This is a genomic window from Rhizobium sp. YIM 134829, assembly GCF_046546455.1.
Genome location: NZ_JBKHKI010000002.1, coordinates 194,013 through 211,527, shown reverse-complemented (window position 1 = coordinate 211,527; position 17,515 = coordinate 194,013). Strand labels below are relative to the sequence as shown.

Annotated in this window: 18 protein-coding genes; 9 read left to right on the top strand and 9 right to left on the bottom strand. The window is 65.3% G+C overall.

Annotated features, from left to right (window positions below):
* Positions 1-91 precede the first annotated feature (91 nt).
* From ACLE20_RS05900 to mnmD, 3 genes are all read right to left on the bottom strand, one after another.
* Positions 92-1,594 (bottom strand): DEAD/DEAH box helicase, encoded by a 1,503-nt coding sequence (locus ACLE20_RS05900; RefSeq protein ID WP_410939337.1) that lies wholly within the window; start codon positions 1,592-1,594, stop codon positions 92-94.
* Positions 1,595-1,965: 371 nt separating this feature from the next.
* Positions 1,966-2,310 (bottom strand): hypothetical protein, encoded by a 345-nt coding sequence (locus ACLE20_RS05895; protein WP_410939336.1) that lies wholly within the window; start codon positions 2,308-2,310, stop codon positions 1,966-1,968.
* A 154-nt stretch (positions 2,311-2,464) separates the two neighbouring features.
* Positions 2,465-3,193 carry a tRNA (5-methylaminomethyl-2-thiouridine)(34)-methyltransferase MnmD gene (gene mnmD, locus ACLE20_RS05890; protein ID WP_410939335.1) on the bottom strand — a complete coding sequence of 243 codons (729 nt, stop codon included), beginning with the start codon at positions 3,191-3,193 and terminating at the stop codon, positions 2,465-2,467.
* A gap of 49 nt (positions 3,194-3,242) precedes the next feature.
* Here mnmD and ACLE20_RS05885 point away from each other — a divergent pair, with 49 nt between their 5' ends.
* Positions 3,243-4,400 (top strand): NAD(P)/FAD-dependent oxidoreductase, encoded by a 1,158-nt coding sequence (locus ACLE20_RS05885; RefSeq protein ID WP_410939334.1) that lies wholly within the window; start codon positions 3,243-3,245, stop codon positions 4,398-4,400.
* A gap of 87 nt (positions 4,401-4,487) precedes the next feature.
* On the opposite strand, the gene ACLE20_RS05880 is transcribed toward ACLE20_RS05885, so the two are convergent.
* Positions 4,488-4,877, bottom strand: a complete 390-nt coding sequence (locus tag ACLE20_RS05880; protein WP_410939333.1) for a PRC-barrel domain-containing protein — start codon at positions 4,875-4,877, stop codon at positions 4,488-4,490.
* Between the two features lie 149 nt (positions 4,878-5,026).
* Here ACLE20_RS05880 and ACLE20_RS05875 point away from each other — a divergent pair, with 149 nt between their 5' ends.
* From ACLE20_RS05875 to ACLE20_RS05845, 7 genes are all read left to right on the top strand, one after another.
* Complete coding sequence (locus ACLE20_RS05875; RefSeq protein WP_410939332.1) at positions 5,027-5,821, top strand: DUF1045 domain-containing protein; 795 nt, start codon at positions 5,027-5,029, stop codon at positions 5,819-5,821.
* A gap of 103 nt (positions 5,822-5,924) precedes the next feature.
* On the top strand, positions 5,925-6,854 hold the full coding sequence (gene puuE, locus ACLE20_RS05870) for an allantoinase PuuE (RefSeq protein ID WP_410939331.1): 930 nt from the start codon (positions 5,925-5,927) through the stop codon (positions 6,852-6,854).
* Positions 6,851-7,351, top strand: coding sequence for a 2-oxo-4-hydroxy-4-carboxy-5-ureidoimidazoline decarboxylase (gene uraD / locus ACLE20_RS05865; RefSeq protein ID WP_410939330.1), 501 nt, complete (start codon positions 6,851-6,853; stop codon positions 7,349-7,351). The genes puuE and uraD overlap by 4 nt, the downstream gene beginning before the upstream one ends.
* Positions 7,348-8,376: an allantoicase gene (alc, locus tag ACLE20_RS05860; RefSeq protein ID WP_410939329.1), complete on the top strand. Its 1,029-nt coding sequence runs from the start codon at positions 7,348-7,350 to the stop codon at positions 8,374-8,376. The genes uraD and alc overlap by 4 nt, the downstream gene beginning before the upstream one ends.
* Positions 8,373-8,894, top strand: a complete 522-nt coding sequence (locus ACLE20_RS05855; RefSeq protein ID WP_410939328.1) for an ureidoglycolate lyase — start codon at positions 8,373-8,375, stop codon at positions 8,892-8,894. The genes alc and ACLE20_RS05855 overlap by 4 nt, the downstream gene beginning before the upstream one ends.
* A 15-nt stretch (positions 8,895-8,909) precedes the next feature.
* Positions 8,910-9,272: a hydroxyisourate hydrolase gene (gene uraH / locus ACLE20_RS05850; RefSeq protein WP_410939327.1), complete on the top strand. Its 363-nt coding sequence runs from the start codon at positions 8,910-8,912 to the stop codon at positions 9,270-9,272.
* Between the two features lie 159 nt (positions 9,273-9,431).
* Positions 9,432-10,379, top strand: a complete 948-nt coding sequence (locus ACLE20_RS05845) for an HD-GYP domain-containing protein (protein ID WP_410939326.1) — start codon at positions 9,432-9,434, stop codon at positions 10,377-10,379.
* Positions 10,380-10,400: 21 nt separating this feature from the next.
* On the opposite strand, the gene guaD is transcribed toward ACLE20_RS05845, so the two are convergent.
* The 3 genes from guaD to ACLE20_RS05830 all read right to left on the bottom strand — a co-directional run bounded on the left by guaD (position 10,401) and on the right by ACLE20_RS05830 (position 14,002).
* Positions 10,401-11,717: a guanine deaminase gene (guaD, locus tag ACLE20_RS05840; RefSeq protein WP_410939325.1), complete on the bottom strand. Its 1,317-nt coding sequence runs from the start codon at positions 11,715-11,717 to the stop codon at positions 10,401-10,403.
* Positions 11,714-12,955 (bottom strand): urate hydroxylase PuuD, encoded by a 1,242-nt coding sequence (gene puuD / locus ACLE20_RS05835; protein ID WP_410939324.1) that lies wholly within the window; start codon positions 12,953-12,955, stop codon positions 11,714-11,716. Before puuD ends, guaD begins: the two co-directional genes overlap by 4 nt.
* 138 nt (positions 12,956-13,093) lie before the next feature.
* Positions 13,094-14,002 (bottom strand): LysR substrate-binding domain-containing protein, encoded by a 909-nt coding sequence (locus ACLE20_RS05830; RefSeq protein WP_410939323.1) that lies wholly within the window; start codon positions 14,000-14,002, stop codon positions 13,094-13,096.
* A 99-nt stretch (positions 14,003-14,101) separates the two neighbouring features.
* Here ACLE20_RS05830 and ACLE20_RS05825 point away from each other — a divergent pair, with 99 nt between their 5' ends.
* Positions 14,102-14,305: a hypothetical protein gene (locus tag ACLE20_RS05825; protein ID WP_410939322.1), complete on the top strand. Its 204-nt coding sequence runs from the start codon at positions 14,102-14,104 to the stop codon at positions 14,303-14,305.
* Here the strand turns inward: ACLE20_RS05825 and xdhC are convergent.
* Positions 14,281-15,114, bottom strand: coding sequence for a xanthine dehydrogenase accessory protein XdhC (gene xdhC, locus ACLE20_RS05820; protein WP_410939321.1), 834 nt, complete (start codon positions 15,112-15,114; stop codon positions 14,281-14,283). The genes ACLE20_RS05825 and xdhC overlap by 25 nt on opposite strands.
* Before the next feature lie 7 nt (positions 15,115-15,121).
* Entirely contained in the window at positions 15,122-17,473 is a 2,352-nt protein-coding gene (gene xdhB / locus ACLE20_RS05815) for a xanthine dehydrogenase molybdopterin binding subunit (protein WP_410939320.1), read from the bottom strand.
* Positions 17,474-17,515: the final 42 nt, after the last annotated feature.

Here is a 17,515-nt window from a genome sequence, read left to right as displayed (position 1 = left end):
AGTAAAAAAAATCCGCGCGCAGCGGGAAGGCTGCGCGCGGATCGGAGAGTGTCGAGGCGGCCACCGGCCGCCAATTCAGATCAGGCGAGGCTCAGGCCTCTTCGCGCCGGGCAGCGCCTTCGCGGCGCTGGCCCTGCGGTGCGCCACCCTGCGGACCGCCGCGGCCGCGATTGGCAGCGCCATTGCGGTTGCGATTGTTGTTGCGGTTGCGCTTGGCCAGAGCGGCCTGATGCGCGGCCTGGGCGGCAGGACCCTGACCCTTGCGGTGCTGCTTCTTCTGCTGGCCGTCGCCGGCTTCCACCAGGAGATCGTCGCCGGCAAAGGGGCTCGGCGCCGCCTTGGCGGCCTGCGGCACGCGGGCCGGGCGCGGGCTGCGCTGCGCATTGCCGGGCTGGCTCCGCTCGCCGCCGCGATTGCCGCCGCGGGCATTGCGGCCGGCCGGTGCAGGACGCGACAGGGTGGCCGGGGGCTCGCCGCTGGCAACCGTGATCGACATGCCCATCAGCTTCTCGATATCGCGCAACAGACGACCTTCGTCCGGGGCGCAGAAGGCGATCGCGACGCCGTCGCGGCCGGCGCGCGCGGTGCGGCCGATGCGGTGGATATAGGCGTCCGGCACTTCCGGCAGGTCGTAATTATAGACATGGGTGATGCCGGGAATGTCGATGCCGCGGGCCGCGACGTCGGTCGCCACCAGCACCTTCACCTCCCCATCGCGGAAGGCCTTGAGCGCCCGCTCGCGCTGGCCCTGGCTCTTGTTGCCGTGGATGGAGGCGGCGGAATAGCCGACCTGGTCGAGATGCTTCATCAGCTTCTCCGCGCCATGCTTGGTGCGCGAGAAGACGATGGCGCGGCCATCCGGATTGGCGGTCAGCGACTGCTTCAGAAGCTGCGTCTTGCCATCCTTGCCGCCGACGAAGTGAACATATTGCTCGATCTTGTCGGCAGCCTTGCCGGCCGGCGTCACTTCGACGCGCTTCGGATCGTTGAGATACTCTCCGGCGAGCTCGGCAATCGCCTTCGGCATGGTGGCCGAGAAGAGCAGCGTCTGCCGGTTCTTCGGCACGAGCTTCGAAATCTTGCGCAGGTCGTGGATGAAACCGAGGTCGAGCATCTGGTCGGCCTCGTCGAGCACCAGGTAGCGCGCCGTGGTCAGCGACACCGCCTTGCGGGCGATGAGATCGAGCAGGCGGCCGGGGGTGGCGACGAGGATCTCGGTGCCGCGCTCCAGCTGCTGGGTCTGCTTGTTGATCGAGGCGCCGCCGACGACGACGGTGACGCGCAGCGGGCTCTTCTTGACGAAGGTCTTCAGATTGGCGGCGATCTGGTTCACCAGTTCGCGGGTCGGCGCCAGGATGAGGGCGCGGATATTGCGCGGATCGGCGCGCTTGCCGTCGGCGAGCATGCGCTCGATCATCGGCAGGCCGAAGGCGGCCGTCTTGCCGGTGCCGGTCTGCGCGAGGCCGATCAGGTCGTGGCCTTCCATGACGAGCGGGATCGCTTCAGCCTGGATCGGCGTGGGAACGGTGAATCCTTCGGCGGTGAGGGTCGAAACCATCTGGGAGGAGAGGCCGAGGTCGTTGAAAGTGGTCAAAACTGTGCCTTTCGGGCGCGCCAAACGCGAGGGCCGGATGTGCGGAATGCACGTCCGGTTGCTTGGCGACAAGAACCCCGCGTGAAGTGGGAACTTGGTGGGTTGATCGAGGTCGTCTGCGCTGGCGAGCCGGTTCGACAGTCTGGGTCGGTCTGCGGCTTTATGCGGAGCGCTTGTCCTTCACTGCGGGGCCTTGTGCTCCGCCTTGGGCCGCTCACGCGGCGGCCGGAAGGGTACGCTCTGCGCTCATGTCGCCTTTCGCGGTGCGAAAGTCAAGGGCCGGCGCCTCGCGAAGGCTCGTAGGTCCGCGTGCAACACGAAACGGGCCGGCGCGAGGGCCGGCCCGTGCAGGATGGGGTCCGCTGGGGCGCCTAGTCGGCGCAGGCGCGGACCTGGTAGAACTGGCCGTAATGGTTCTGATGCCAGGCCGTGTGGCAATGCACATAGGGGGCGTAGACCGGAGCACCGTAGGCAGGCGTCGCGTAGACGGGCGCGCCGTAGACGGGCTCGGCATAGACCGGGGGGCCATAGACGACGGTCCGGGTCGGCGGGGCGGAAGCGAAAGCGCCCCCGAGCAGGGCACCGCCGGCCAGGCCGGTCGCGAGGCCTGCGCCGAAATTGTTATGCGCTTCCGCGTCCGTGGAGAGAGCGAGCGTGGATCCGGTGACTGTCAAAGCGATCAGGCCGATCGTGGCCATCTTACGAATGGTGAACATGGTTCTGTCCTCATCTTCGTCCAGCGCGACCGTTTCTCGGCCCGCGAGCTGTGACACCCAGATAATACGCCTCCCCAAGCTCTTGTTGCATAAGAGATTCATTAAATTTCGGACATGTTGACCGAGGTGGATTTCGCCTCGTCCACGCCGTGCCTCAGGCAGAGCGCTGGCCCGAGAGCATTTCCCGCTTGCCGGCAAAACCGGGGCTTCGGGTGACGGAGAAGCCGGCAGCCTGCAGATTGCGGCGCACGAAGCCGGCGGCGGCGTAGGTCGCGAAAGTGCCGCCGGGGTGCGTATGCCGATAGACTTCGGCCATCAGCGCCTCCGACCACATGTCCGGGTTCCTCGAAGGGGCAAAGCCATCGAGAAACCAGGCGTCCATCGCGCGCTCCTGCGCCGACAGCGTCTCGAGCGCCGCGCCGCAGATGACGGTCAGCTGCAGATCGTCGGCGAGATCGAGTACCACATGGCCAGTTGGCGCATCCGGCCAGCGCGCGAGCAGCGCCGCCCGCTCCTTAGCGATCTCCGGCCAGGCGGAGAGCGCCCGGGCGATATCGTCGCGCTGCATCGGGTAGAGCTCGAAGGAGGTGAAGGAGAGCCGTGCGGGGGCGGGTTTCTCCGTCGTCCTCCACTGCCGCCAGGTCTCGCAGAGATTGAGCCCGGTGCCGAAGCCGAGTTCGCCGATCGAGAAATCGCCGCCGTCCCGCCAGCGGTCCGGCAGCCCGTTGCCGGCGAGGAACACATGGCCGCATTCGAGCCGCCCGTCGGTGCGGCAATAAAAATGATCGTCAAAGGCCAGCGAGTAGGGCATATCGCCCGCATGCCAGTCGAGCGCCTGCGCGCCTGGAGCGGAGATGTCGGTCGCGGGGTCGGTGGTGCTCATCCGCCTGCGATAGCCAGGCTGCGGGTCAAGGTCAATCGGAGCAGGAGCCATGGGGCAGAACGGCGAGCGCGCGCCGGCCGAGACGGTCGATCTCCTGGTCGTCGGCGGCGGCATCATGGGCCTCTGGACGGCGCTGAAGGGGGTCGAGGCCGGGCTCTCAACCCTCCTGATCGACCGGGCCCGCATCGGCGCTGGCGCCAGCGGCGGCCTGCTCGGCGCCCTGATGCCGCATACGCCGGATCGCTGGAATGCCAAGAAGCAGTTCCAGTTCGATGCTCTGGTCTCGCTGGAGGCCGAGATCGCCGCGATCGAGAATGTCACCGGCCTCTCCGCACTCTATCGCCGCTCCGGCCGGCTGGTGCCGCTTGCGCGGCCGGACCTGCGCCGTGTCGCGCTCTCCCAGGCTGCCGATGCCGAACGCAACTGGCAGGCCGGCGAGCGCGACTTTGCCTGGCAAGTCATGGACGCCCCGCCTCCGGCCCTCTTTGCCGAGCAGGCTGTCGCCGAAGGCGTTGTCCTCGATACGCTGTCCGGCCGGGTCTCGCCTCGTGCGCTGCTGGCAGTGCTTCAGGCAGCGCTAAGGCGCCAGCCTGGAGCCCAGATCGTCGAAGGCATCGGTCTCGATCGCCTCGATCCCGCAGGTGGTCACGCGTCCCTTTCCGATGGTCGGCGCCTGGCTTTCGCGCACTGCGTGCTCGCCGCCGGCAGCGAGAGTTTTTCGCTGCTCGACACTCTCGCGCCGCGCGCCCGCCCGAGCGGCAAGCCGGTCAAGGGGCAGGCGGCGCTGCTCGACACCCGGCTGGATCCGGCGCTCCCGGTCATCTTTTCGAGCGGTCTCTATGTGGTGGTGCATGAGAATGGGCGTGCCGCAATCGGCAGCACCAGCGAGGAAGAGTTCGACGCGCCCTTCTCGACCGATGCCGGGCTCGAGTCACTGATCGACCGGGCGGCGGCGCTCCTGCCCGTGCTGCAAGGGGCGGCCGTGGTGGAACGCTGGGCCGGGTTACGGCCGAAGGCGGTGGGGCGGGATCCGATGGTCGGCCCGCATCCGGATTTCCCGCGACTGCAGCTGATGACCGGCGGCTTCAAGATCAGTTTCGGCATTGCTCACCGCCTCGCAGCCGCCGTCATCGGCGGGATCACGGGCGCCGGCGGACCCAGCCTCCCTCCGTCCTTTCTCTGCTCCTCGCATCTCCAGGATGATTGAAGCGACCGCCGCGCTGCAGGTCTGACCCAATGACAACGCCCCCGCCGGGGACCGGAGGAGGCGTTGACCGTTGACGGTGAGGCTGTCTTACATCCAGTAGGGCGGGACGCCGTAATAGTCATAGACCAAACGACCATTCTCGCGATTCCACTGATATTCCTCGTCGCTGCGATATTTGGGCGCCTTGTCGACCTGCTCGCGCGTCAGATCCGTGCGGTAGCCGCCGAGCTCCTCGTCGTAGTTGAGCTTCGCCCAGGGCAGAGGATAGTGATCTTCCCCGATGCCCAGAAAGCCGCCAAAGGCGAGGACGGCATAGGCGACGCGGCCGCTGCGCTTCTCGAGGATGACGCGCTCGATCGTGCCGATGTGATGCCCGTCGACGCCATAGACGCGCGTGCCTTCTACCTTGTCGCTGGCGATCAGGTCATGGGTTTCCCGGATCGAGGCGTCCTTGAGAGTGCTCTCCTGAAAGGTCATTGTCCGTCTCCTCATTCTTGTCGCACCTTGAAAACGCGTGGTGGCAAGGCTGGTTCCGGCGGAGGCGTTGGTACGGTTGTCACCATCCGAATTCGTGATGCTGTCACGCAAATCACGTAGCGCAGGGTTTGCCGAGCCGGAGCCCGACCATGCGCTATGCCATTTGTTTCACACCGCCGATTCACGATCCGCTGTCGATCGCGGCCGCCGAATGGCTGGGACGCAACGTCTATTCCGATGTGCTCTGCGAGCAACCGGCCGTTGCCGGTCTCAGCCATCAGGATCTGGCCTTCCACACCGCCGTGCCGCGCCGCTATGGTTTTCACGCCGCCATCAAGGCGCCGTTCGCGCTCGCGGATGGGATGAGCGAGGGGCAGCTGCTCAACCAGCTGATGCGGTTCACCTCCGACCTGTCCCCCTTTGAAATGGCTGATGTCGAGATCGCCTGGCTCGGCGACTTCTTCGGTCTCGCCGCCGCTCGACCCTGCGCCGAGATGGCGCATCTGGCCGCAAGCGTTGTCCAGGCCTTCGACGCGTTTCGCGCTCCGCTGCGCGAGGAAGAGCTTGAGCGGCTCGATCTGGATAAGCTGACCGCGCCGCAGTTCTCCAACCTGCACCGCTGGGGCGACCCTCATGTGATGGACGAGTTCCGCTTCCACATGGCGCTGAGCGGCCCGGTGCCTGTCGCGATCCGGCAGCGGATCGAGGAAGGCTTGCGCCTGCAGATCGGCCCCCATCTCGGCAAGCCGCTCGATATTCGCAGCCTGGCGCTGTTCGTCGAGCCGGAGCGCGGCGCGCCGCTGCGTGTCCATTCCCAGCATCCGCTCGGCAAGCTCGCCGCCCATCGCCCCATGAAGCGCACGGATGGCGGGGTTCTGCCTCCGTCGGGTTCGGTGGAGGCGGATGTGGCCGCCGCTTTGCACCGCATTCCCGCCTCCGCCTGACCGCGCGCCCGGACACCGTCCCCTGTCGAAAAGCCGGAGAAGCGTCTCGACATTCGCTTCTCGAATGTTACCGTCCGGCGGAACCGGAAGGGAAAGGCTTTCAATGTTGGATCTCACGACCCCGCGCGATCTCGTCGGCTACGGGCGCTCGGTGCCCGATGCGCGTTGGCCGGGCGGGGCCCGCATCGCTGTGCAATTTGTCGTCAATTACGAGGAAGGCGGCGAGAGCTCGATCCTCGATGGCGACAAGGCCTCCGAATCGCTGCTGTCCGAAATCGTCGGCGCGCAGCCCTGGCCTGGTCAGCGCAATCTCAACATGGAGTCGATCTATGAATACGGATCGCGTTCCGGTTTCTGGCGGCTGTGGCGGCTCTTCACCAGCCGGCAGGTTCCGGTCACCGTCTATGGCGTAACGCTCGCCATGGCCCGCAACCCCGAGGCTGTCGCCGCCATGAAGGAGGCCGGTTGGGAGATCGCCAGCCACGGCTATCGCTGGCTGGAATACAAGGACGTGCCGGAGGAGGAGGAGCGCCAACATATTCGCGAGGCCGTGCGCCTGCATACCGAGCTCACCGGTTCCCATCCGCTCGGCATGTATCAGGGCAAGCCCTCGCTTAACACGCTGAAGCTGGTCCTCGAAGAGGGCGGCTTCGTCTATTCCTCCGACAGCTACGCCGATGACCTGCCCTTCTGGGTGCCGGGGCTCGCGCCCGACACGCCGCATCTGATCATCCCCTATACGCTCGACGCCAATGACATGCGCTTTGCCACGCCGCAGGGCTTCAATTCAGGCGACCAGTTCTTCACCTATCTCAAGGACACGTTCGACGTTCTCTATGAGGAGGGCGCCGAGGGCAGCCCGAAGATGATGAATGTCGGCCTGCATTGCCGCCTGGTCGGCCGGCCCGGCCGGGCCGCCGCCCTGGCGCGCTTCGTCGATTATGTCCTCTCCAAGGACAAGGTCTGGATCGCCCGCCGCATCGAGATCGCTCGCCATTGGCATGATCACCACCATCCGGGATCAGCCCTATGACCAGCCGAGACGACTTCGTGAGCCGCTTCGGCGGCGTATTCGAACATTCACCCTGGGTGGCGGAGCGAGCCTTCGATGGGCTGGAGGGCGAGACACTGACCGCGCCGCGCGTCCATGCCGCCATGGTGGAGATCTTTCGCACCGCCGATGATGGCGAGCGCATGCAGGTGCTGCGCGCCCATCCGGATCTCGCCGGGCGTCTGGCGATCGCCGGCGAGCTCACGGCTGAATCAAAGGCCGAGCAGGCCTCGGCTGGCCTCGATCGGCTGACGGCGGAGGAGCACCAGCGCTTCACCACGCTCAATGCCATCTATACCGACAAGTTCGGTTTTCCCTTCATCATCGCCGTCAAGGGGCTCGGCAAGGCGGACATCCTCGCCGCCTTCGAGCGCCGGATCGACAATGGGGTGGACGAGGAATTCGAAACTGCCGCGGCCGAGGTCGAGAAGATCGCCTGGCTGCGCCTGACATCCATGCTTCCCGGAGAGACAGAATGACCGTTACCACGCCGCTCGACCTTCCAGACTTCGCCAAGGGAGCGGTCAATCTGGCCTCGGGCCGGCTCGGAGCCATCGGAGTGTCGACGACGGATGAATTCTTCGCGCCCGTCTCCCGGATGCTGAGCGACGATCCCGCCATCTTCATCGCCGATAAATATGACGACCACGGCAAGTGGATGGATGGCTGGGAGAGCCGGCGCAAGCGCGTGCCCGGCCACGACCATGCCGTGATCCGTCTCGCCATGCCCGGCCGCATTGCCGGCTTCGATGTCGACACCAGCTATTTCACCGGCAACTACCCGCCACATTGCTCGATCGAGGCGGCCTTCATCGAGGATGGCGATCCGGTCGAGGATACGGTGTGGACGGAGATCCTGCCGAAAAGCCCGCTCGGTCCCAGCGCCCATCATTACCTGCAGCCGGCGGAAGCCGATCGCGGCAAGGTCTTCACCCATCTTCGCCTGCACATCTATCCCGACGGCGGCATCGCCCGACTGCGCGTCTATGGCTCGGCCTATTTCGACTGGTCGAAGGTCGGGCCCGACCAGGAGATCGATCTTGCCTATATCTTCGGCGGCGCCCATTCGCTCGCCTGGTCGGACGCGCATTACGGCCATCCCGACCAGATTCTCGCGCCTGGCCGTGGCGTCAATATGGGCGATGGCTGGGAAACGGCGCGCCGGCGTGGTCCCGGGCATGACTGGACGATCATCAAGCTCGGCCATCCCGGCGAGATCCGCCGGATTGAAGTCGACACCGCCCATTTCAAGGGCAACTTCCCGGACCGCTGCGCGCTGTTCGGCGCCTATCTGCCGGACCATCAGGGGCCGTTCACTCAAGCCGATATCGAGGCATCGGAGGGATGGCAGCCGATCCTCGAAGAGGCCAAGCTGCAGATGGACCATGTCCACGCGTTTACGGGCGACAGCGTGAAGGCGATCGGTCCGGTTACCCATGTGCGCTATTGCATGTATCCCGATGGCGGCACCAGCCGGCTGCGCCTCTACGGAACCAAGGCATGAGCGCAGGCGCGACCGCGGTACCCATCCCCCTGGTCCTCGAAACCTTGACGGCGGAGGCATTCGCCCCTTTCGGCACGGTGCTCGAGGCGGATCCCGCCACCATGCGCCTTATCAATGGTGGCACTACCGAGCGCTTCCATGCGCTGGGCGTTGCGCAAGCGTTGGGCGAGGGGGCGCGCGTCATCCTCAACCTCTTCCGGGGCCAACCCCGCGCTTTCCCCTATGCGATCGACATGATGGAGCGCCATCCACTGGGATCTCAGAGCTTCACGCCGCTCAACGGCGCCGCTTGGCTGGTTGCCGTAGCGGACGATGAAGACGGCCGGCCGGGGCGCCCGCGGGTCTTCGCGGCAACGGGCAGCCAGGGCGTCAATTATCGGCCGAATACCTGGCATCATCCGCTGATCGCCGTGGGTTCCGTGCAGGATTTTCTCGTGGTGGACCGCGACGGGCCCGGTCTCAATCTCGAGGAACGGGCCTATGATCGGCCGTTTCACATCGACCTTCCGATTGTCTGACCAGAAGGAGCGCCCATGGCCGCGACAGGACGACTGACAACCCATGTTCTCGATGCCGCGCTCGGGCGGCCGGCCGAAGGCTTGGCGATCGATCTTTTCCGCCTCGATGGCGACAGCCGCGAGCACCTGCTGTCGGTCGCGACCAATGCCGACGGCCGGATCGATGGGCCGATCCTTTCCGGTGCAACCATGGCGGCCGGTAGCTACGAGCTTGTCTTCCATGCCGGCGATTATCTGCGTGGCAGCGGTGCAATGCTGACCGAGCCGCCCTTCCTGGATCTCATCCCGCTGCGATTCAACATCGCCGACGCGGCGGCGCATTATCATGTTCCCCTGCTGCTTTCGCCCTACAGCTACTCCACCTATCGCGGCAGCTAAAGGAATATTTAATAATTACATGATATACGAATATTCAAACTAAGCAGCCCAGCAGCGTTGAACGGTTCGTTTATCGCTATTTTAAGAAATCGCGGATACATCTGAGAGAGGGCACGGCCGGCTTCGTCCTCGTGAGCCTGCCGGTGGGAGCACGTCTCAGTGATCAAGCGCATTGATCGCACGCAAGTGCGAGTGGGCATGTTTATCGAAACGCTGGAGGGGGAGTGGCAGACGACCCCGATCAATCGGCGACGATTCCTGCTGGACTCCGAAGCCTTGGCGCAGCAGATTCGTACCAGCGGCATTGTCGGGGCGATCATCAACACCAGCATGGGCGTCGATATCGACGGTCTCCGCCGTCCTGATTCGGCGGAAGCGGCGGCAACGCTGCAGCAGCGCAAGGAAACCGCGCGCATCCTGACGCAGGCGACGCGCGAGCTGGAAGCCGTGCTCGGCACCGTTCTGTCAGGCGATCCGCTGACCATGGAGGGTGTTTCGCCTCTGGTCGGAGAGGTGACGAAGAGTGTCGAGTCCGGTCCGGCGATCATGCTCGACCTGACGCGCCTCAAAAGCCGGGACAAATCCACCTTCCTGCATTCCGTCGCCGTCTCGGCGCTGATGGTGCATTTTTCCAGGTCGCTTGCCTTCGATGCGGCGACGATCGAATTGATGGGGGTTGCCGGTCTGGTCCATGACGTCGGCAAGCTGGCGATTCCGATCACCGTGCTGCAGAAGCCGACGGCGCTCACCGAGGAGGAGCGGCGGATCATCATGAGCCATCCGGTGCTGGGCTACGATATCCTCAAGCAACAGAACAGCCTGCCGGACCTGGTTTTCGACATCACCCGCCACCATCACGAGCGCATGGACGGCAAGGGCTATCCCGACCGGATCGCCGCTGCCGAGCTCGGCATCCATGTCCGCATGGCGGCCATTTGCGACGTCTACGAGGCCCTGACCTCGGTGCGACCCTACAAGACGCCCTGGACCTCCTCCATGGCGCTGAACTGGATGCTGGCGCGGCCGGAGCATTTCGACATTCCGCTGCTCTGGAAGTTCATCCTCAGCCTGGACAGCACCCTGACCAAGGATGTTCGGCATCATTAGCGCTGGAATGGGTTGGACAGGTCAGCTCCCCGGAAGCGCGCTCTTTGCCGGACGGCCCGCAACATAGGTCTCGACGATCGCGCGGTCGTCGCCCATGGTCTGCAGCAGGAAGAGCTCGTCCGCCAGGGAGGTGACCACCTCGGCCTTGAGCGCCATGGCCGGCGTCGCCGCCATGTCGAGTACGATCACATCCGCATCCGTTCCAACCTCCAGCGTGCCGATCCGGTCGACCAGCGAAACTGCCTCGGCATTGCCGCGGGTGAGATGATAGGCGCTCTCGAAGGGGTTCAGCCGCTCGCCCAGCAATTGCTGGATCTTGTAGGCCTCGTCCATGGTCCGCAGCATGGAATAGCTCGAGCCGCCGCCGATATCCGAGGCCACCGAGACCCGCACCGGATGCTCGCCGCGCGCAATGGCCTTCAAGGGAAAGAGACCGGAGCCGAGGAAGAGGTTGGAGGTCGGGCAATGGACGGCGACCGAGCCGCTCTCGCTCATCACCTGCCGCTCCCGCTCGGAAAGATGGATGCAATGGCCGAACAGAGTCTTGCGGCCGAGCAGATCGTAGCGGGCATAGACATCGAGATAGTCGACCGCATCGGGATAGAGCGAGCCGGTGAAGGCGATCTCGTCGTGGTTCTCGGAGAGATGCGTCTGGATATGCAGGTTGGGAAACTCGCGGGCAAGCGCTGAGGCCGCCGCCATCTGCTCCGGCGTCGAGGTGATGGCAAAGCGCGGCGTGATGGCGACATGGTTGCGCCCCTTTCCGTGCCATTCCTCGATCACCGCCCGCGTCTCGTCATAGCCGAGCTCCGGCGTGTCGAGCAGGCCCTGCGGCGCGTTGCGGTCCATCATTACCTTGCCAGCGATCATGCGCATGTCGCGCCGGAGCGCTTCGGCGAAGAAGGCATCGGCGGAGGCCTTGTGGACCGAGCAATAGGCGACCGCTGTCGTCGTACCGTGGCGGACCATCTCGTCAAAAAAGTGCGTGGCGATCCGCGCTGCATGCGCGCTTTCCACGAAGCGGCATTCTTCGGGGAAGGTGTAGGTGTTCAGCCATTCGAGCAGGTTGGCGGCATAGGAGCCGATGACCTGCATCTGTGGGAAATGCAGGTGCGTGTCGATAAAGCCCGGCAGGATCAGATGCGGGCGATGGTCGATCTCCTCAACATCTTCAGGCGCGGCGGCGCGAACGGTCTCGTAGGACCCTGCCTCCTGGATAAGGCCGTCGATGAAGAGCAGGGCCCCGTCGCTCTCATAGCGATAGGCGGAATGGTCATCGAGGGCCTGTGGCATGCGCTCGAAGGTCAGCGTGCGGCCGCGGATCAGGCGGGCGGTCATTCCACGCTGCCTTTCCGGGCGGCACTCTCGAACCAGGCGGTGATCAACCCTCGCTCCTCCGGTGTCATCTCGGTCACGTTGCCAGGCGGCATGGCGTGGCTGCGGCCGGCCTGGATATAGATCTCGCGGGCATGGCGGGCGATCTCGGCCTCCGTTTCCAGCATCACGCCCTTGGGCGGCCGTGCGAGCCCTTCATAGACAGGTTCGGCAGCATGGCACATGGAGCAGCGGGTCGAGACCGTGTCGCGCACGGCCGGGAAATGGGTGTCCGCGGCAAAGCGGGCGAGCACCGGCGGGAGAGCCGAGACCTCCTCCGGCGCGCCCGGCAGTTTGGGGTTCGTCGACAGCCACATGATCACGATGAAGATCAGCACGGTCACCAGCCAGGTCCAGGTGGGCCGGCCCTTGCGGGCATGGGTGGTGTTGAACCAGTGGCGGATCGTCACCCCCATCAGGAAGACGAGCGCGGCAATGATCCAGCTATGCGCCGTGGCGAAGGCCAGCGGATAGTGGTTGGACAGCATGAAGAAGATGACGGGCAGCGTCAGATAATTGTTGTGCAGCGAGCGCTGCTTGGCGATCGCGCCATATTTCGGATCCGGGGTGCGGCCGGCGATCAGGTCCGCCACCACGATGCGCTGGTTCGGCATGATGATGAAGAAGACGTTGGCCGACATGATCGTCGCGGTGAAGGCGCCGAGATGCAGGAAGGCGGCGCGGCCGGTGAAGATCTGCAGATAGCCCCAGGCCATGGCGACGAGCGCCACATAGAGGATGCCCATCAGCACCCAGGTGTTTTTGCCGAGCGGCGACTTGCAGAGCAGATCGTAGAAGATCCAGCCGATGGCGAGCGAGGCGAGCGACAGGGCGATGGCGGTGGGCGCCGAAACGTCGAGCACGTGTCGGTCGATCAGGAAGAGATCCGCGCCGCCGTAGTAAACCAGACAGAGAAGGGTGAAGCCGGAAAGCCAGGTGGCATAGCTCTCCCATTTGAACCAGGTGAGGTGTTCGGGCATGGAGGCCGGGGCGACCAGATATTTCTGGATATGGTAGAAGCCGCCGCCGTGAACCTGCCACTCCTCGCCATAGGCGCCGATCGGAAGATGCGGCCGCTTCACCAGCCCGAGATCGAGCGCGATGAAGTAGAAGGACGAGCCGATCCAGGCAATGGCGGTGATGACATGCAGCCAGCGAACGGCAAAGGCCAGCCATTCCCAGGCGATGGCGAATTCATACATGCGCTTCCCCTTCTTCTCACCCCCCGTTCCTACAGTGCGGAATTTCGCAAGGGGAGGGAAGGGGTCTGTTTTCCGAAAGAATGATATCGACAGGAAGAGTCGGCACGCGGGCTCCGGCTCGCTCGTCTTCCGCCTCCTTCATCCTGACGACGCCGCCGAAACAGACGCAAACTCGCCGACAATCCAGTCTCGGAAATGACGGATCTTCGGCAGGTTGGCGCGGGTCTCGGGATAGACGAGGAAGTAGGACTGGCCTTCGCTCGCCGTGGTGGCAAAGGGTTGGACAAGCCGTCCGCTGCTCAGGTCGTCGCCATAGAAGGCCGGCGTCAGCATCGCGGTTCCCTGGCCTGCCATGGCGAGCCCGGCTTCATAGACCTGCGCGCCCATCCGGCTCTGCGTCATGCCGCTGAGATCCGGCGGCGGCACGCCCATGGCTTTAAACCAGATCGGCCACCAGGGATCGCCGGGATCGATCAGCCGCGTCTTCAGCAGGTCGAGTGGATGCTCGATGCCGCCCGCCGCCTCGATCAGCGTCGGACTGAGCATGGGCGAAAAGTCGATCGGCATCAGCCTGTGTTCCCTCAGTCCCGGCCACTGTCCGCGCCCGGCTCGCAGCGCGAGGTCCGCGGGTTCGCGGGAAAAGTCAATGATCTCCTGCGTCGTCGACAGGCGCACGGCAAGGGCGGCATGGCGCAGCTGGAAGGCGCCGAGATGGCGGGACAGCCATTGCAGCGCGAAGGTGGGTGTGGCGTTGATGTGCAGCGTGTCGCGGCTTCCCTCCTGCGCCTCCGCCAGCGCCTCGGCGAGCAGCGTAAAGCCTTGGGTGACCTTCGGCAGCATGCGCAGGCCGGTTTCGGTCATCGCGATCTGGCGTGGGCGGCGCAGGAAGAGTGGCTCGCCGATCCCCTCTTCGAGCAGCTTGATCTGGTAGCTGACGGCCGTCTGGGTGAGGCCCAGCTCCTCGCCGGCGCGGGTGAAGCTGCCGAGCCGCGCCACCGCCTCGAAGACATGCAGCGCGTTGAGGGGGATGCGGCGCGACAGTTTCATGGATCAGTGTTCCTGATGGTCAGAGACGGATGTTCGATTGGATCTGCAGCATGATCGGGCGGAGACTGCAAGCAGTTCCCTGATCCATGAGGTGCGTCCGTGACCGATCTTTCCGCCCATTCATTCGTTTTGGCACGCCGGTGGCCGGCGTTCGCCCGGCGCCTTTTCTCCTGGCTTGCCGGCCGGCTTCTGGCCCGGCGGTCGCGGCTCGACCCCGAGTCGCTGACCGAACATATGCAGCGTGACCTCGGCTTTCTCGACGGTCCCGACCGGCGCGGTTATGAGGACCCCTGGCTGCGATAGGTGCTGAGCGCCACCAGAAGCTCGGCCGCCGTCATGGCGGCGATGACGGCGGGTCGTTTGTCCGGCACCGTCTTTCCGCCGATCGGCAGGACCAGCCGGTTTATCCTCTCCTCCGAAAGGCCGTTCTCCCGCGCATGGCTGGCGAAGGTGGCGCGCTTGGTCCTGGAGCCGATCATGCCGACATAGGCGAGATCGTCGCGCGCCAGCGCCTCGCGGGCGATCAGGAAGTCGAGTGCATGGTCGTGGGTGAGGATGACGATCGCCGCACCGGGCGCCGCCTCTGCCACGAGGGCTTCCGGAAGGGCGGCGAGGCGGTGGCGCATGCCGACCGACATCAGCGCCAGCTCGCTCGCCCGCGTCTCCACCACCGTGCCCTTGACCGGCAAGAGCGCCAGCACTTCCCCGAGCGCCCGGCCGACATGGCCGGCGCCGAACAGCCAGACTTCGGGCATGGCGGCAAGCCGTGCCTCGATCCGCGCGTCGAAGGCAGCGAGACCTGCCTCGTCGAGCCGGCTGAAGGCAAGCGTTACACGGCCGCCGCAGCATTGGCCAATCTCCGGTCCGAGCGGAATGTCGAGCTGCATCTCCTGGCTCATGCCGGCGAGGATCGCCCTTGCATGGTCGATCGCCAGATACTCCATCTGCCCGCCGCCGATCGTCGCGTGGCTGTCCGTCGGCGAAACCAGCATGAAGGCGCCCGCCTCGCGCGGGCTCGAGCCCTTCGCCTCGACGATCTCGATCAGGATGATCGGATATTCCCGGTCCAGAAAGGCGCGCAGGTCGCCGACGGCAAATTTCATCGCAGCCATGATGTCGTCAGCCGCGCGCGCCGCGCAGGCGCTCCACCGCCATCAGCACCCGCTCCGGCGTCGCCGGCGTGTCGAGCCGCGGGCATTCGCGGTAGTCGGCCACGCTGGCCACCGCCATGGAGATCGCCTCCAGAACCGAGATCGGCAGCATGAAGGGCGGCTCGCCCACCGCCTTGGAGCGGCCGATGGTCATTTCCGCATTCTCGTTCCAGTCGGCGAGCTTGACGTTGAAGATCTTCGGCCGGTCGGAGGCGAGCGGGATCTTGTAGGTGGAGGGCGCATGGGTGCGTAAGCGCCCCTTGGCATCCCACCAGAGCTCTTCCGTCGTCAGCCACCCCATGCCCTGCACGAAGGCGCCCTCGACCTGGCCGATATCGATCGCCGGGTTGAGCGACTTGCCGACATCATGCAGCACGTCGACGCGATCGACCATATATTCGCCGGTCAAGGTGTCGATCGAGACCTCCGAGCAGGAGGCGCCATAGGCGAAGTAATAGAAGGGCATGCCGCGGCCGGTGTTGCGGTCCCAATGGATCTTCGGCGTCTTGTAGAAGCCGGCGGCCGAGAGCTGGATGCGGGCGAAATAGGCGAGCTTGATGAAATCGGGAAAGGGCACCAGCTCCTCGCCGATCTGCACGTGGTTCGGCACGAAGCGCACCGCCTCCGGCGTCGTCTGCCAGCGCTCTGCGGCAAAGGCGATCAGCCGGTCCTTGATCTGTCGCGCGGCGTCGTAAGCCGCCATGCCGTTCAGGTCCGAGCCGGAGGAGGCGGCGGTAGCCGAAGTATTCGGCACCTTGGCGGTCGTCGTCGCGGTGATCTTCACCCGGTCGATATCGACCTGGAAACTATCGGCCAGCACCTGGGCGACCTTGGTGTAGAGCCCCTGGCCCATTTCAGTGCCGCCATGGTTCAGGTGGATCGAGCCATCCTGGTAGACATGGACCAGCGCGCCCGCCTGATTGAAGGCGGTCATGGTGAAGGAGATGCCGAACTTGACCGGGGTCAGCGCGATGCCCTTGCGGATCACGCGGCTCGTGCGGTTGAAGTCGAGGATCGCCGCGCGCCGCGCCTGGTAGTCGGCGCTTGCTTCCAGCTCGCCGACCAGCCGGGCGATGATGTTGTCGGTCACCGTCTGGTGGTATGGCGTGACATTGCGGCCGTCGGTCTCGTCGCCATAGAAATTGCGCTTGCGGATCTCCAGCGGATCCTTGCTGAGCGCATAGGCGATCTCCTCGATGATCCGCTCGCCGCCGACCATGCCCTGCGGCCCGCCGAAGCCGCGATAGGCGGTATTGGAGACCGTGTTGGTCTTGAGCGGCTCGGAGGTCAGCCGCACATGCGGATAGTAGTAGGAACTGTCGGCATGGAAGAGGGCGCGGTCGGTCACCGGGCCGGAGAGATCCGAGGAGTAGCCGCAGCGGGCGGCATAATTTGCGGAGACCGCCTCGATGCGGCCGGTCTCGTCGAAGCCGACCTCGTAGTCGAGCAGGAAATCATGGCGCTTGCCGGTGCCGGCCATGTCCTCGTCGCGGTCGGGGCGGAGCTTGACCGGACGCTTCAGCCGCTTGGCCGCCACGGCCGCCAGCACCGCAAACTGGTTGCCTTGTGTTTCCTTGCCGCCGAAGCCGCCGCCCATCCGCCGCACCTGCACGGTGACCGCATTGGAGGGCACGCCCAGACCATGGGCGACCATGTGCTGCACCTCGCTCGGATGCTGGGTCGAGGACCAGACGGTGATCTCGTCATCCTCGCCCGGAATGGCGAAGGCGATGTGGCTCTCGAGATAAAAATGCTCCTGCCCGCCGATCCGCATCTGGCCCTTGAGCCGCTGCGGCGCGGTTTCGAGCGCGGCCGCCGCATCGCCGCGCGAGAGCGTCAGCGGCTTGGTGACCAGCGGCTGGCCCGCAGCCTTCGCCTCGGCGACATCCGTCACATGCGGTAGGTCGCGGTAGTCGATCCGGGCAAGCCGGGCCGCCCGCCGTGCCGCATCGCGTGTCTCGGCGATCACCGCAAAGGCGGCCTGACCGTGGAACTCCACCTTGGTCTCGGCCAGAACCGGCTCGTCGTCGAGATGGCTGGGGCTGATGTCGTTGTGCGGAATGTCCCCGGCGGTCAGCACCAGCACGACTCCCGGATAGGCTTCCACCGCGGAGAGGTCCATGGACAGGATTTCGGCATGGGCGCGGTCGGTCAGGCCGAGCGCGGCATGCAACGTGCCGGCCGGCTCGGGGATATCGTCGATGTAATCGGCGCTGCCGGCCACATGCTTGTGGGCGCTGTCATGGCGCAGGCCCGAATGCATGGGGCCGGCAATGGTCTTGGCGATCAGCCGCCGCTCCTCGAAGGTGGATGTGTCCATCGCGTCAGATCTCCTTCCGGTCTCGCGCCCGGGTCTCGCTGC

Excerpts from the sequence above, each read along its gene's own strand:
- ACLE20_RS05875 (WP_410939332.1), top strand. The coding sequence starts at position 5,027 with ATGCGCTATGCCATTTGTTTCACACCGCCGATTCACGATCCGCTGTCG.
- ACLE20_RS05855 (WP_410939328.1), top strand. The coding sequence starts at position 8,373 with ATGAGCGCAGGCGCGACCGCGGTACCCATCCCCCTGGTCCTCGAAACC.
- uraD (WP_410939330.1), top strand. The coding sequence starts at position 6,851 with ATGACCAGCCGAGACGACTTCGTGAGCCGCTTCGGCGGCGTATTCGAA.
- ACLE20_RS05895 (WP_410939336.1), bottom strand. The coding sequence starts at position 2,310 with ATGTTCACCATTCGTAAGATGGCCACGATCGGCCTGATCGCTTTGACA.
- ACLE20_RS05885 (WP_410939334.1), top strand. The coding sequence starts at position 3,243 with ATGGGGCAGAACGGCGAGCGCGCGCCGGCCGAGACGGTCGATCTCCTG.
- puuE (WP_410939331.1), top strand. The coding sequence starts at position 5,925 with ATGTTGGATCTCACGACCCCGCGCGATCTCGTCGGCTACGGGCGCTCG.
- puuD (WP_410939324.1), bottom strand. The coding sequence starts at position 12,955 with ATGTATGAATTCGCCATCGCCTGGGAATGGCTGGCCTTTGCCGTTCGC.
- uraH (WP_410939327.1), top strand. The coding sequence starts at position 8,910 with ATGGCCGCGACAGGACGACTGACAACCCATGTTCTCGATGCCGCGCTC.
- xdhC (WP_410939321.1), bottom strand. The coding sequence starts at position 15,114 with ATGGCTGCGATGAAATTTGCCGTCGGCGACCTGCGCGCCTTTCTGGAC.
- guaD (WP_410939325.1), bottom strand. The coding sequence starts at position 11,717 with ATGACCGCCCGCCTGATCCGCGGCCGCACGCTGACCTTCGAGCGCATG.
- mnmD (WP_410939335.1), bottom strand. The coding sequence starts at position 3,193 with ATGAGCACCACCGACCCCGCGACCGACATCTCCGCTCCAGGCGCGCAG.
- ACLE20_RS05880 (WP_410939333.1), bottom strand. The coding sequence starts at position 4,877 with ATGACCTTTCAGGAGAGCACTCTCAAGGACGCCTCGATCCGGGAAACC.
- xdhB (WP_410939320.1), bottom strand. The coding sequence starts at position 17,473 with ATGGACACATCCACCTTCGAGGAGCGGCGGCTGATCGCCAAGACCATT.
- alc (WP_410939329.1), top strand. The coding sequence starts at position 7,348 with ATGACCGTTACCACGCCGCTCGACCTTCCAGACTTCGCCAAGGGAGCG.
- ACLE20_RS05830 (WP_410939323.1), bottom strand. The coding sequence starts at position 14,002 with ATGAAACTGTCGCGCCGCATCCCCCTCAACGCGCTGCATGTCTTCGAG.